The sequence below is a fragment of the Sorangium sp. KYC3313 genome, from assembly GCF_052075895.1.
Taxonomy (GTDB): domain Bacteria; phylum Myxococcota_A; class Polyangia; order Polyangiales; family Polyangiaceae; genus Sorangium; species Sorangium cellulosum_B.
Genome location: NZ_CP197255.1, coordinates 8,934,417 through 8,947,668 on the forward strand (window position 1 = coordinate 8,934,417; position 13,252 = coordinate 8,947,668).

Sequence of the window (13,252 nt, forward strand, 5' to 3'; positions counted from 1 at the left end):
CCGCGTCTACTCTCTGCCCATGTTGCGGACCCGGTTTGCCGGGATGACGGATACCGGGCTCCTCCGGGACCACAATGAGGACAGCCTCCTCGTCAGCGAGGAGTACCGTGTCGTGGCCGTGGCGGATGGAATGGGCGGGCACCGCTCGGGCGACGTCGCGAGCCAGCTAGCCGTGAGCACCCTCTCGGACTTCCTGTCCGTGACGTTGGGGAGGGACGCCACCTGGCCCTTCCCTGCCGATCCGAACCTGACCGAGGAGGAGAACTACGTCGTCACCGGCCTCAGGCTGGCGAACCGGCGCATCTTCGAGCGCTCGCTCAAGACGCTCGCCGACTTCGGCATGGGCACGACGATCGTGGCGGCGATGTTCACCAAGGACGCCGAGCACGTGACGGTGGGTCACGTCGGGGACAGCCGCTGCTATCGCTTGCGCGACAGCCAGATCACGCAGCTCACCCGCGATCACTCGCTCGTCAGCGACGCGGCGCACATGGCGCCGTGGATGACCGAGGAGGAGGTCAGGCAGCTGCCGGCCAACGTCATCACGCGCGCGCTCGGCATCCGCGAGGACGTCCTCGTCGATCTCGTGACGGACGAGACGCGGCACGGTGACGTGTACCTCCTCTGCTCGGACGGCCTGTCCGGGCTGGTGAGCGACGATCAGATCCTCGAGCTCGTGATGTCCAGCGGCTCGCTGGACGCTGCGTGCAAGGCGCTCATCGATCGGGCGAACTACTTCGGCGGCACCGACAACATCACGGTCGTCCTCGCCCGCGTCGAAGAGGTGCCCGACGGCAAGCGCCCCTTCAACGACGAGCCCACCCAGGAAAGCCGCTAGCCCGGCGGCGCCGCGCCGCTCTGCGGCCGCGCGCGAGCTCCCGACACCCCCGCCGCGCAGGCCTCACCTCCTGCGCGGCGCGCTCTCGCCCGGAGCAGCGAGCGAGCGCCCTCGGGCCGGGCAGCTCGGCGCCACGATCCCGTCGAGCGCAGCGCCGCCATCACCCGCGCGCGCACGACGCCCCGGACGCCCCCGCGCCGATGCGTCGGCTACAGGACGAAGTGATCCATGAGCTGAAGGACCTCCAGGTTCAGCCCCTTCAGCGCGGCGCACTCCCGCTCCACCTCGGCCTGGAAGACCGGCTTGATGTGGTAGAGCATCGTCGGCAGATCCCTCGGCGCGCGGAACTTCTGGAGCTCGAGGGCGAGCGTCTGCGGCGTGTGGTGGCCGCTCACCGTGGCGAGGCGCTGCTCCCGGTTGGGGAAGCTGACCTCCATCAGCAGCGCGCGGAGGTCCTGCTGCTGGTTCAGCACCTCCCACAGCCGCTCCGTGGGCCCGGTGTCGCCGCTGTACGCGATCGCGCCGCCGTCCCCTTCGATCACGAACGCCGACGCGTCGATCGTGTGCGTCACGTGGACCGCGCGCACGAGCCGCCCGGCGACCGGCGTGGGGCGCTCCGGCTTGAGCTCGAGGTACTGGATGGTCGGCTGCCCGGCGCTCGGGATCACCGCGAAATCGGGCCAGAGCACGTTGTTGAAGAAGTGCTTCTTGAGCGTGCGCAGCGTCTCGCGCGTGCCCGCGATCACGAGCGGCGGGCACCCGAGCTGGCAGCGGTTGTCCGCGATCGTGGCCAGGTCGCGGATGTGATCGAGGTGCGCGTGGCTCACCAGGCACGCCTCGATCCGCGCCTGGTCCTTCACCTCGAGCCCGCTGGTCAGCGAGCCGGCGTCGATCGCGAGGACGTCGTCCACGACGAACGCGCACGTGCGATGCCTGGGGGTCTCCCCGCCGTGGCAGCCGATGACACGGAGCTCCACTGGTTCAGCTCTCTCCGCCGAACTTCTGCGGCATGTCCAGGAACTCGATGAAATCCCGGAACCTGCGCATGTCGGTCACCATGATCGCCGCGGGTCCAGGCGGCCCGTACGAGAGGAGCTTCAGCCGGCGGAGCCGCTTCATCACCTCGTCCACCGTCTCTCGCTCGACGTCGACCTCGCGCGCGATGTCCTCGGGAGAGGAGCGGACGCGTATGCCTTCGGGCGTCTCCTCGCCGAAGGCCTCGGCGTGGCGCGCGAGCGCGAGCATCACGCGCGCCTTCGGGTCACGGTGCATGAGGATCTCGACCAGCGAGTTCGCCGCGTCGAGCCGCTTCGCCAGCTTCTTGAGGAGACGGAGCGCTATCTCGACGTCGCGCTGCAGCATGACCTCGAGCTTCCGCGCGTCGATCACGACGCAGCGGGACGGCTCGCTCACGGTGGCCGTCGCGTTCCGGGGCTTGCCGTTCAAGATCGCCATCTCGCCGACGAACTCGCCGGGCCCGAGCACCGCGAGCACCTTGTCCTCGCCGGCGACCGATTTCGTGATCCGCACGGCGCCCGACTGGATGACGAACATGACGTCGCCGGAGTCCCCCTCACGAAAGAGCACGTCGCCCGGCACATACTCGCGGCCATAGCGGGCGAACGACGACTCCGACATTGCCCGGGAGTCTAGCGCCCCACGTGACCGCGGGTCAAAAACCCGGGCAAGAGCGCTGGCGCTCACAAAACTCGAGGGGCCCCCCGAGCCAGCATGCTTTGGAGGACCCCTCGGCCCGCTTCGTCGGGGCAGCGCGCCCGGCGGGCCGGCGCCGCGCGGAGGCGGCGGCAGCCCGGGAGCGGCGCGGACAGGCGATCAACCCATGTCGAAGTCGCCCATGCCGCCCATGCCGCCCATGCCGCCCATGCCGCCCATACCCCCCATGCCGCCCATGCCGCCGGGAGCCCCGCCGGCCGCGGCCTTCTCCTTCTTGGGCTTCTCGGCGACGAGGGCCTCGGTCGTGAGCATCAGCGCGGCGACGCTGGCCGCGTTGGAGAGCGCGTGCCGCACGACCTTGGCCGGGTCGATGACGCCGCCGGCGAGCAGGTCCTCGTACGAGTCGGTCGCGGCGTTGTAGCCGAACGTCGGCGCGCCCGACCGGACCTTCTCCGCGACCACCGTCCCGTCGACCCCCGCGTTCTGGGCGATCTGGCGGAGCGGCGCCTCCACGGCGCGGCGCACGAGCCTCACGCCGACGTCGCGGTCGTCGTTGAACTTGAGCGACTCCAGCGAGGCGGCCGCCCGGAAGAGGGCCACGCCGCCGCCGACCACGATGCCTTCCTCGACGGCCGCGCGGGTCGCGTGCAGCGCGTCCTCGACGCGCGCCTTCTTCTCCTTCATCTCGGTCTCGGTCGCCGCGCCGACCTTCACCACGGCGACGCCGCCGGCGAGCTTCGCGAGCCGCTCCTGGAGCTTCTCGCGATCGTAGTCGCTCGCCGTGTCCGCGATCTGCTTGCGGATCGCCTCGATGCGGCCCTTGATGGCGCCCTTGTCGCCCTGGCCGTCGACGATGACCGTGTTGTCCTTGTCGATCTCGACCCGCTTGGCCGTCCCGAGGTCGCGCACCGTGGCGCTCTCGAGCTTCTGGCCGAGGTCCTCCATGAACGGCGTCGCGCCCGTGAGGATGGCGATGTCCTTCAGCATGTCCTTGCGGCGATCGCCGAAGCCGGGCGCCTTCACGGCGGCGACCTTGATCGTGCCGCGCAGCTTGTTCACGACGAGCGTGGCGAGCGCCTCACCCTCGACGTCCTCGGAGAGGATGAGCAGCTCGCGCCCCTGCTTCACCACCTGCTCGAGCAGCGGCAGGAGGTCGGCCATGGCCGAGATCTTCTTCTCGTGCACGAGGATGAGCGGGTTCGTGAGCACCGCGGTCATCTTCTCGGGGTCGGTCACGAAGTAGGGCGAGAGGTAGCCGCGGTCGAACTGCATGCCGTCGACGGTCTCGAGCTCCGTCGTCATGCGCTTGTTCTCCTCGACCGTGATCACGCCCTCCTTGCCGACCTTCTCCATGGCGTCGGCGAGGATCTGGCCGATCTCCTTGTCGCCGTTGGCGCTGACCGTGGCGACCTGGGCGATCTGGTCCTTGTCCTTGGTCGGCTTGGCGGCCTTCTGCACGGCCTCGATGACCTTCGCGACCGCCGCGTCGATGCCGCGCTTCAGATCCATCGGGCTGTGGCCGGCCTCGACGAGCTTGAGGCCCTCGCCGAAGATCGCCTGCGCCAGCACCGTCGCCGTCGTCGTGCCGTCGCCGGCCTTGTCGCTGGTCTTCGAGGCGACCTCGCGCACCATCTGGGCGCCCATGTTCTCGAGCTTGCTGGCGAGCTCGACCTCCTTGGCGACCGTGACGCCGTCCTTCGTCACGACCGGGGAGCCCCAGCTCTTCTCGATGACGACGTTCCGCCCCTTCGGCCCGAGGGTCACCTTGACCGCATCGGCGAGCGTGTTCACGCCCTTGAGGATCGCGGCGCGGGCGCCGCGGCTAAAAACGATCTGCTTGGCAGCCATCTCTCAATCCCCTCGCGGCCGCGCGGGCCGCGTGTACTAACGCTTGCGTTCGGTAGCCTCAGACCTGGTTCACGTCGCGGCGGGCTCGGTCACGGCGAGCACGTCGTCCTCGCGGATGAGCACGTGCTCCTCGCCGTCGAGCTTCACCTCGGTGCCGCTGTACTTGCCGAACAGCACCTTGTCCCCGACCTTCACATCGAGCGGGCGAACCTTGCCGTCCTTCAGGACCTTGCCGTTGCCCACCGCGACGACGCGCCCCTCGATCGGCTTCTCCTTCGCGGCGTCGGGGATGATGATGCCCCCCTTGGTCTTCGTCTCGCTCTCGACGCGCTTGACGACAATCCGATCCTGCAGCGGCCTGATTTTCATGCTGGCTCCCTCGTCCTCGGCTTGTTGACTGACCATCGGCTCGCCGGAGGTCCCGTTCGCCCCCCCGCTGGGGCGTTCCGCCCGCGCGACGAGAGCTAAGTGCCCGAGATCGCAGTCTCTTGGCACTCTCCTAGGCCGGTGGCTAAACCGCGGCCGAAAGTAAATCAGTCACCCGGCGCGTCAAGGGCACGCAGCAGGGAGCCGCGACTTTTCCGGAGCCGAGAGTCCCGAACGGCGAAGCCGAGATGTCGGGAGAAGCGACGGCGAGGGCGCGGTCGCGACCCCGTGGAGCCTCCTCGGGGACGAGCCCCCGACAGCACGTGGACAATCTGGACGGATCATGGCGAGAGCACGACGACGCGCGACGGCAGCAACGGACGGCATGCAACGAGGGCGGAGCGGGTTGAGCGAGGGGTTGGGCAGGGGGGAGGCCTTCCTCACCCCATGAAGCGCTCGAACCATGCGAAATATGGGCGATTTCTGGCGGCGGGCATTTTTCTTCGGCGGGTCCGATTTTGATCGCTTGACAATCCAGGCAGCCCAAGTAGATTCCGCGGCCCGTGGCGCTGATGAACACGGCGCTGACCCCTTGGGGGATCGTCTAACGGCAGGACGCAAGATTCTGGCTCTTGCTATCAAGGTTCGAATCCTTGTCCCCCAGCCAGGCCGCTCAGCTCAGCTGTCGGCTTTCTCCGCAGAACAAGGTCCCATCGTCTAGCGGTTAGGACATCGGCCTCTCACGCCGGTAACGCGGGTTCGATTCCCGCTGGGATCGCCACTTCACCCCCTCGCCTCGTTTCCTGCTGCTTCCGTCTATGTCGTGCGTCGAGCACGACGCGAAGCGCAGCGTCGTTCGACGAGCACGCGAGCACGCAGATCAGCGAGGACGTCCTGCTCCGTTCACGTTGCGCTACCCTCTGGCGCATTCGTCCGAGGCGAGGTGCCCCGCGCGGCGGCCGCCGGCCCCGTGGCTCCTCGGCTCGGACGGCGGCGCTTTCTCCTCGCGCCCGTGCTGTCAGCCTGAGCCGCGGCGCCCGTCCGCCGGCCGCCGGGGCTTCTCGGAGGGCACGGCCGACGCGACGAGGAACCCTTCGGCGCGGTGCGGGGCGAGCCCGCAACGCGCGTTCATGCGCTTGGCGATCTCGTCGCCGGCCTTGACGAGCGCGTAGAACCACCGGATCCCGAAGCGATCGTGCCCTTCCCGGAGCGCCGCCGCCTGCAGGGGGGCCCCGAGCCCCCGCCCGCGGTGGTCCTCGCGCAGGCAGGTGCAGATCGGCATGGCCGTCCACGAGGGCGCCTCGCCCACGTCGGAGATCCAGAGCGGCGGGGCGCCCAGCAGCCCGAGCTGGGCGAGCGCCTCGCGCCCGCCGATCTCGGCAGGCTGTGGCCGCGTCACGACGCACAGGGTGGTGCAGCCGATCAGCGCCCCCGCGCCGTCGCGCAGCCCGAACGTCAAGGAGCGCCCCTCGCCGCCGCGCAGGTACCACCCCGGGAGCGGCGCGTGGCCGCTCTCGGCCTGAAGCTCCTGGATCGCGCGGATCGACGCCTCGTCGTCGTCCGGCGACACCCTGGACAGGCGCAGGCCCGGCGGGAATGTGCGAAACCGGCTGAGCCCCTGCACCGCGGCGCGCACCTCGCCGGCCGGGGCGCCCATCACCGAGAGGTCCTCGTCCACGGAGAGCCCCGCCTGGCGCAGCGACGCGGCGAGCGCGGCGAGCTCCGGCCGGGGGGCGTGCAGGATCACGCGCTCGAAGCAGCGCACGAGCGCCTCGCGCCGATCCGGCGGCGTCCGCTGGGCGTGCAGCAGGATCAGCGAGCGACCGTCGGTTGTGATGCCGTCCTGCTCGCCGATCCAGTCGCGGGCGGCGTACAGGATCCGCTGAGCGCGGTAGTCCGCGGCTTCACCGAAACAACCCGGTCCGTCCGCAGGACCGGGGCCGCGCTGCTGCGGGGCGTCGTCGCGATCGAGGTCGAAGGCAAGCATCATGGCGGCATCCCTCCTGTCGAGAAGCAACGGCGGCTGCCACGAATGGCGGCCCCTGGAGGAGCCGCCACCCGGCGCGGGACGCCCGCGCCCAGCGCCCGAGCGAGCCCCTGCCGCGCCGCGCAGGTCCACCGGCGAGATGGCCTGACGCGGCGGTGCGCGAATGCGGGAGAGCTCCGCTCCACCAGCGGCTGTTCAGCCCGCGTGTCGAGACTTCAACTTATCCCTGCTCGGCGATCGCGCAAGCGGCGACATGCCATGATCCGGGCGGCGCTCCAGCCGGGACACGCACGCTCACGCATGCTTACAAGCAACCGGAATCACTAGCAAATCAGACCAACATCCGCTGTCGACCTCAAGGCACATTGCCACCCGACGGGGCCGCGGCGTGGACATAGAACGACCTAGCCTGGAGAGACCCATGGCCCCGGGCACCCGCGCGTCGGGGGCGGACCGGCGAGGCGCGTCGGACCAGGGTGCTCGCACGCGGTGGCCTTCGGCGGTTGAGGACGATCGCGCGCCCTGGTAGGTTGGCGTCCAGTATTGCGCGATGACCACCGCCCTTGTCACCGACTCCGACGACGACGCGCCCGTGACGCCCCGCCCGTTTCTCAAATGGGCGGGCGGCAAGGGCCAGCTGCTCCGGCAGTTCCAGCCGCTCCTCCCCGCGTCCTACGGGCGCTACTTCGAGCCCTTCATGGGGGGGGCCGCGCTCTTTTTCTGCCTGCAGCCGAAGCGCGCGACGCTGACGGACGTCAACGCCGAGCTCATCGACTGCTACCGGGCGGTGCGCGATCGGGTCGACGAGGTGATCGCCGCGCTGGGCGGCCACGCCTACGAGGAGGCGCACTACTACAGGGTTCGCGACGTCGATCCCGCCTCGCTCACCCTGCCCGAGCGCGCCGCGCGGACCATCTTCCTGAACAAGACGGGGTTCAACGGGCTCTACCGGGTCAACAGCGCCGGCCGCTTCAACGTGCCTTTCGGCCGCTACGTCAAGCCGTCCATCTGCAACCCGCCCCAGCTGCGGGCCTGCTCGGCGGCGCTGCAGGGCGTCGAGATCGAGGTCCGCGACTTCGAGCGCGTGCTCGACCACGCCCAGGAAGGTGACTTCGTGTACCTGGACCCGCCGTACTCGCCGGTCTCGCCGACCGCGAACTTCACGTCCTACAGCGCGGGCGGCTTCGGCTTCCGCGACCAGGAGCGCCTCGCCGCCCTCTTCGCGGAGCTCGACGGGCGAGGCGTCCAGGTGATGCTCTCGAACTCCGATGTTCCGGAGATCCCGCCGCTCTACAAGCGGTTCAAGATCGACCGCGTCGCGGCGCTCCGGAGCATCAACGCGAAGAGCGACGCCAGAGGCCGCGTGGGGGAGATCGTGATCCGGAACTACGGGGCCAGACGGAGCCGCAAGGCGGCGCCCGCAGACAAGGCGGGCTGAGCCCGGCGCCGCCGCGCGGCGCGCCGCTCAATCGACGGTCTTCCCCTCGTGCTTCTTCGGATCGGGGGCCGCGCGCTCCTCGGCGTACGCCATCGCCACCTCGATCTCCTCGTGGATCTCGCGCGAGGTGACCTTGTTCCCCGAGGGATCGACCGCCTCCCACACGAAGCCACGGACCTCGCCCGGGCGCTCGGGTATCCAGCGGACCCGCAAGGTCCAGCCGTGCAACTCGGCCGTATAACCACCTTCCTCGTGATCCCGCTGCCATGCAGAGACGGTCGGGTGCTTCACCATCGCGACGTCTCCGGCGCAGAAGGTCGAGAGGACAGAAGAACTGTTCCCGAATGGCCGCGCTCCCCCCCCGAGCAACGCCGCCGTCCGGGAACACGGGGAAGATAGCAGGCGCCCGGCGCGCGGCGATCAGGCAGGCGTGTGTTCCTCATGCGGATGCACCTTACCCGAATCCCAGCGCGCGCCGAAAGGTCCTCGCCTTCCGATGGGGCCGTCAGCGCGAGCAGCGTGAACAGCACAAACACCATCGCGCGGACGGGCGGCGCCTGCGACGCGCACCCCATGCTACGAAGCATGCATGGGGGCAGGAATCGTCGTCTTCTTCGGGCTCGCGCTCGTCGCCTATCTCCTGGTTGCCCCGCTCGTCGCCTTCGTGTTCGCCGTCCGGGCCAACCGGCGCAACGAGGACCTGCAGCTTCGGATCCACGCGCTGGAGCACCGGGTGGCCGAGCTCTCCGGGCAGCGCGGCCGCGCAGCGCTCACCGCAGCGGCGGAGAGCCCGCGAAGCACACACGGCCTGGAGCAAGAGCCGATGGCCCAGGGCGCGATCCCGCCCCCAGCGGCGGGGCAACCCGCGCTCGACCCCGAGGGCGCAGGTGCGCCGCCCGCGCTCGACGCGGCGACCGCCGGCGCGCCGCCGGCGGTCGCGTCCACGGCGTTCGCCGCCGCGTTCGCCGCCGCGGAGGCCGCGGCGCCCCCCGCGGTCGCGTTCCCGGATCCCGCCGCTCCTCCAGCGCCTCGCCCCGCGGCGACGCTCGACGCGAGCGCGTTCGGCGCCGGCTCGCCCGCGCACCGCGAAGCCCCGGAGCGACCCTCCATCGAGGAGCGGCTCGGCCTCACCTGGCTCACCCGCGCAGGCGCGACCACCTTCTTGCTCGGCGCGCTCTTCTTCTTCAAGTACGCCTCGGACAACGCCTGGATCGGGCCGTTCGGGCGCGTCGCGATCGGCGCCGCGACCGGGGCCGCGCTCCTCGCGATCGCCGAGGTGCTCCGCGAGCGCGCGCAGCGTCGCTTCGTCCACACGCTCCTCGGACTCGGCCTCTCGGTCCTGATCGCGTCGGTGTGGGCGAGCGCCGCGCTGTACGAGCTCGTCCCGATCCCCGCGGCGTTCGCGGCGGACACGGTGCTCCTCCTGCTCGGCGCCGGCCTCGCGCTCCGCCACCGCGGCGAGGCCATCCTGATCCTCAGCCTCGTCGCCGGCTTCCTCAACCCCGTCGTGCTGTCGGCGGGGCAGGACAGGCCGCTCGTGCTGTTCGGCTACCTCCTGCTCATGACGAGCGTCGCCCACGCCGTCGCGGCGAGGCTCGGCTTCCGCGTCGCGCCGTGGCTCGCGATCGCAGGCCATACGGCGCTGTTCTGGGGCTGGTACGCCACGCACTTCGACGCCGGCGCCGCCCCGGCCAGCGGAGACCCGGACGCGGCGCCCTGGCTCGACTCGCCCGCGCAGGCGCTCCCGGGGCCCTACTTCCCGCTCGCCGCGCGCGCGGCGCCCCTCGCGTTCGTCGCGCTCGCCGCGGCGCAGGGCATCCTGCGCGCGCTGTGGCTGCGCCGCGCGCCCGCCCCGAGCCCCGACCGAAGCGCCGCGCCGACCGGCGGGGCAGCGACCGGCGTCCTCCGCGTCGCGGCGCGCGCGGACGCCACGGCGACCAGCATCGCCGCGCTCGTGCTCGCCCACGCGGGCGCGACCGCGCTGCTCTTCGACGCGCCGCGCGCGCTCACGGCCGCCGCCATCGCGCTCGCGCTCGCGTCGCTGGTCGCCCTGCGCGCGCCGGAGGAGGGCGCCTGGCTGCTGGCGCCGATGGGCGCCGCCTTCCTCGCCTTCGCCGCGACGTTCGCGGACGCGCCTGCCGCGCACCGGACGACGCTCGTCGCGCTCGTCGCGGCCTGGACGCTCGTCTACCTCGCGGGGTGGCTCCGCGGCGCCGGGCTCACAGGTCAGCTCGATCGGAAGACCGCCATCGCGTGCTCCGCCGGCGCGGCGCTCTTCGCCTGCACGGCGGGCATGCTGCTGATCGAGGACGATGCGGCGCTCTTCGCGCTCGCGCTCGCGGGCGCGGCCGCCCTCGCGGCGTGGACGGCCGCGCGCGCCGCGCTCCCCGCCCTGCTCCTCGCCGCGGCGCTCGTCTCGGCAGGCGCGCTCGCGGCGGCCGCGCGCTTCGCGATCGCGCCGGCGGACGCGGGCGCCTCGGCGGCCGCCGGGGCCGTCGACGCCGTGAGCGCCGTCAACGCAGGGTTCCTCGGCGCATCGGCGCTCGTCATGCTGGTGTTCCTCGGCGCCGCGGGCGCCTCGGCGCGGCGCACGCGCGAGCCCGGCGCGCCGGCGCCCTCGTGGTCCGACGCGCTCGCCGCGTGCGTGGCGACGCTCGGGTTCGTCGCGGCCGCGCTCGGCGCCACGCCGGAGGACGCGCCGACGCTCCGCGCGCTGCTCACCGCGGGCGCCGGCGCCCTGGACCTGGCGCTCGGCGCCGCGCTCCTCCGCGCCGGCGTGACCCGCGCCGGCGCCGCGCCCCCCGCCGATCGCATCGCCCTGCTCCTCGGACAGGCGCTCGCCCTGTTCGCCGCGGCCGTCGCGTTCGGGCTCGGCGGCGCGACGGTCACCGTGGTCTGGAGCATCCTCGCGGCCGTGGCGGCCGCGATCGCCGCGCGCACCGGCGAGCGCGCCTGGCTCGCGGTCACCCTGCTGCTCTTCTCCGCCGCCCTCGCGCGGGCGCTCGTCGTCGATCGGGCCGAGGCCCAGGCGCTCGTGACGACCTGGTTCGCGACGCACGGCCGCGACGGGACCATGGCGGTTCCCGTCCTGCTCAACGCGAGGACCTATGCGTTCGCGGGCGTGAGCGCCGCCCTGCTCGCCGCGGGGCGGCTGCTGTCGCGCGCGGCGCTCGCCCGCCCCCCGGACGCCGCGCGCGCCGAGCTGCGCGGCGCCGCGGCCGCGGCGCTGGGCGCAGGGTATGCCCTGCTCATCACGACCGTCGTCCTCGAGGTGCGGAGCGCGATCACCGCGCTCCCCGCCGCCCCCCCTGCCCCGCTCGACGCGGCCGAGTTCGCCGAGCTCACCGTGCAGCACCGCGCCGTCCTCGAGGGCCAGCAAGGCAGCCTCGCGATGGCGACCACGCTCGTGCTCGCCCTCGCGGCGATCGCGCTGCTCACCGCGGGGTTCGCGGCGCGCGACGCCTTCCATCGCTACGCCGGGCTCTCCCTGTTCGCCGTCACCATCGCGAAGCTCGTGACCTGGGACGTCTGGCACGTCGAGCGCATCTACCAGATCGCCCTCTTCACGGGCGTCGGGGCGCTGCTCGTCGGCGGAGGGTTCCTCTACGCGCGGTTCGGCCGGCGCCTCGTGACGCTCCTGCGCGCCGGATCGCGGGGCGCGGCCGGGCCGCTCGCGCTGCTCGCGGCGATGACCCTCGCGCGGCCCTCCGAGGCGCAGACCGGCGCGGCGCTCCCGATCGAGAAGCACGCGCTCGTCCGGCCCATCGAGGGCGTGGACGCCGCCGGAGACCACCGGGTCGACGTCGATCTCGACCTCTACCGCGAGAGCCGCGCGGAAGAGCTGCTCGCCGACGTCCGCATCGCCGGCCCCGACGGCGCCGAGGTGCCCTACGTGATCCGCGAGCCAGGCGCCGCGCACGCCTCCGGGCGGATCGCGGCCACGATGCTCGATCCGGGGGTCGACGCCGCCGGCGTGGCGCACGCGACCTGGGCGCTCGACGCGCCCGGCACGCGCCACTGCCGCGTCGAGCTCAGCGTCACCGGCGGCAGCTTCCTCCGCGAGGCCCGGGTCGAGACCGGCGCGGATCCGAGGGCGCTCAGCGAGGTCGCGCGCGGCGCCTACGTGTACCGCATCCCCCAGGGCACGGAGACGGTCGAGCACCTGTCGGTCCGCTATCCCCTCTCGCGCGCCGCCCTCGTCCGGATCCGCCTTGTCCCCGAGGGCGCCCCGGCGCGCGACGCGGCCGCGGACGTCCGGATCACGGGCGGCGCCGTCTCGTGCGAGCCGCAGGCCCCCACCGAGTCCCCCGCGCTGCTGCCGCTCGCGATCGTCGAGACGCAGCGGGACAGCGAGGCGAAGACGACGCTCGTCACCCTCGACGCCGGCGCCGACGGCGCGCCGCTGGAGGCCGTCCTCCTCGACGTCGCCACGCCGGAGTTCAGCCGCCGCGTCGACGTCGCCTCGACCACGTACCGCGCGGTCTGGCCGGCCGTGGGGAGCGGCATGATCCACCGCATCCGTCCGCACGGTGCGTCAGGGCCCTCGCTCGCGTCGACGCGGATCCCGCTGAGCCCCACCCGGAAGCGCTTCCTCCGGCTCACGATCCACGACGGCGACTCGGCGCCGCTCTCCCTCTCGGGCGCGCAAGGCGAGGTGCGGGCGCGCGAGATCGTGCTCCGCGCCGCGCGGCCGGGGCCGCACTGGCTCTACGTCGGCGACGCGCTCGGCAAGCGCCCGAGCTACGATCTGGTCGACCTGCTCGACCCCACCGCGCGCGAGCGTCCCCCCGCCGCGAGGCTCCGCGCCGCAGCGGCAAACCCGGGGCTCGGCGCCGCCCCGGTCGCGCGCGACCTTCCGTTCACCGAGCGGCACCGCGCGCCGATCGGGGGCGCGCTGGCCGTCGGGTTGCTCGCGCTCTCGCTGTGGGCCGCGCGGCTCCTCCAGCGAGGCGAGCGAGGCGAGCGAGGCGCGCCGCCCGACGACCCCACGCCGCCGCGGCAGCGAACAGAAGACAGCGAGCCCAGGCCGTGATGTGCTCGCATGTTGCCGCGGGTCGCCGGGAACGCGGCGCTCCGGCGGTCCGGACGAACCATCGAGGTG

At 72.5% G+C, this 13,252-nt stretch carries 9 protein-coding genes and 2 tRNA genes; 5 read left to right on the plus strand and 6 right to left on the minus strand.

Annotated features, from left to right (window positions below; translation table 11 throughout):
- The first annotated feature begins 43 nt into the window (after positions 1 to 43).
- Complete coding sequence (locus ACSRUE_RS33875) at positions 44 to 838, plus strand: PP2C family protein-serine/threonine phosphatase (protein ID WP_441287206.1); 795 nt, start codon at positions 44 to 46, stop codon at positions 836 to 838.
- Between the two features lie 209 nt (positions 839 to 1,047).
- On the opposite strand, the gene ACSRUE_RS33880 is transcribed toward ACSRUE_RS33875, so the two are convergent.
- The 4 genes from ACSRUE_RS33880 to groES all read right to left on the minus strand — a co-directional run bounded on the left by ACSRUE_RS33880 (position 1,048) and on the right by groES (position 4,729).
- On the minus strand, positions 1,048 to 1,815 hold the full coding sequence (locus tag ACSRUE_RS33880; RefSeq protein ID WP_437717768.1) for an MBL fold metallo-hydrolase: 768 nt from the start codon (positions 1,813 to 1,815) through the stop codon (positions 1,048 to 1,050).
- A 4-nt stretch (positions 1,816 to 1,819) separates the two neighbouring features.
- On the minus strand, positions 1,820 to 2,476 hold the full coding sequence (locus ACSRUE_RS33885) for a Crp/Fnr family transcriptional regulator (RefSeq protein ID WP_437768348.1): 657 nt from the start codon (positions 2,474 to 2,476) through the stop codon (positions 1,820 to 1,822).
- Between the two features lie 195 nt (positions 2,477 to 2,671).
- Entirely contained in the window at positions 2,672 to 4,360 is a 1,689-nt protein-coding gene (gene groL, locus ACSRUE_RS33890) for a chaperonin GroEL (protein WP_441287207.1), read from the minus strand.
- A 69-nt stretch (positions 4,361 to 4,429) separates the two neighbouring features.
- Positions 4,430 to 4,729 carry a co-chaperone GroES gene (gene groES, locus ACSRUE_RS33895; RefSeq protein ID WP_437768350.1) on the minus strand — a complete coding sequence of 100 codons (300 nt, stop codon included), beginning with the start codon at positions 4,727 to 4,729 and terminating at the stop codon, positions 4,430 to 4,432.
- 590 nt (positions 4,730 to 5,319) lie between these two features.
- On the opposite strand from groES, the gene ACSRUE_RS33900 reads away from it, so the two are divergent.
- Both ACSRUE_RS33900 and ACSRUE_RS33905 read left to right on the plus strand, forming a co-directional pair.
- Positions 5,320 to 5,393 (plus strand) — tRNA-Gln (locus ACSRUE_RS33900).
- Positions 5,394 to 5,432: 39 nt separating this feature from the next.
- A tRNA-Glu gene (locus ACSRUE_RS33905) sits at positions 5,433 to 5,507 on the plus strand.
- Positions 5,508 to 5,744: 237 nt separating this feature from the next.
- On the opposite strand, the gene ACSRUE_RS33910 is transcribed toward ACSRUE_RS33905, so the two are convergent.
- On the minus strand, positions 5,745 to 6,716 hold the full coding sequence (locus ACSRUE_RS33910) for a hypothetical protein (RefSeq protein WP_441287208.1): 972 nt from the start codon (positions 6,714 to 6,716) through the stop codon (positions 5,745 to 5,747).
- Positions 6,717 to 7,263: 547 nt separating this feature from the next.
- Between ACSRUE_RS33910 and ACSRUE_RS33915 the strand changes: the two genes are divergently transcribed.
- Positions 7,264 to 8,151, plus strand: a complete 888-nt coding sequence (locus ACSRUE_RS33915) for a DNA adenine methylase (RefSeq protein ID WP_437768352.1) — start codon at positions 7,264 to 7,266, stop codon at positions 8,149 to 8,151.
- A gap of 27 nt (positions 8,152 to 8,178) precedes the next feature.
- On the opposite strand, the gene ACSRUE_RS33920 is transcribed toward ACSRUE_RS33915, so the two are convergent.
- The gene (locus ACSRUE_RS33920) at positions 8,179 to 8,445 is read right to left on the minus strand and encodes a hypothetical protein (protein WP_437768353.1); all 267 of its coding nucleotides are present in this window, start codon (positions 8,443 to 8,445) and stop codon (positions 8,179 to 8,181) included.
- Between the two features lie 295 nt (positions 8,446 to 8,740).
- On the opposite strand from ACSRUE_RS33920, the gene ACSRUE_RS33925 reads away from it, so the two are divergent.
- Positions 8,741 to 13,183, plus strand: coding sequence for a DUF2339 domain-containing protein (locus ACSRUE_RS33925; RefSeq protein ID WP_441287209.1), 4,443 nt, complete (start codon positions 8,741 to 8,743; stop codon positions 13,181 to 13,183).
- Positions 13,184 to 13,252: the final 69 nt, after the last annotated feature.

Coding starts and splice junctions, on each gene's coding strand:
- ACSRUE_RS33885 (WP_437768348.1), bottom strand. CDS start 2,476: ATGTCGGAGTCGTCGTTCGCCCGCTATGGCCGCGAGTATGTGCCGGGC.
- ACSRUE_RS33920 (WP_437768353.1), bottom strand. CDS start 8,445: ATGGTGAAGCACCCGACCGTCTCTGCATGGCAGCGGGATCACGAGGAA.
- ACSRUE_RS33925 (WP_441287209.1), top strand. CDS start 8,741: ATGGGGGCAGGAATCGTCGTCTTCTTCGGGCTCGCGCTCGTCGCCTAT.
- groL (WP_441287207.1), bottom strand. CDS start 4,360: ATGGCTGCCAAGCAGATCGTTTTTAGCCGCGGCGCCCGCGCCGCGATC.
- groES (WP_437768350.1), bottom strand. CDS start 4,729: ATGAAAATCAGGCCGCTGCAGGATCGGATTGTCGTCAAGCGCGTCGAG.
- ACSRUE_RS33915 (WP_437768352.1), top strand. CDS start 7,264: ATGACCACCGCCCTTGTCACCGACTCCGACGACGACGCGCCCGTGACG.
- ACSRUE_RS33910 (WP_441287208.1), bottom strand. CDS start 6,716: ATGATGCTTGCCTTCGACCTCGATCGCGACGACGCCCCGCAGCAGCGC.
- ACSRUE_RS33875 (WP_441287206.1), top strand. CDS start 44: ATGACGGATACCGGGCTCCTCCGGGACCACAATGAGGACAGCCTCCTC.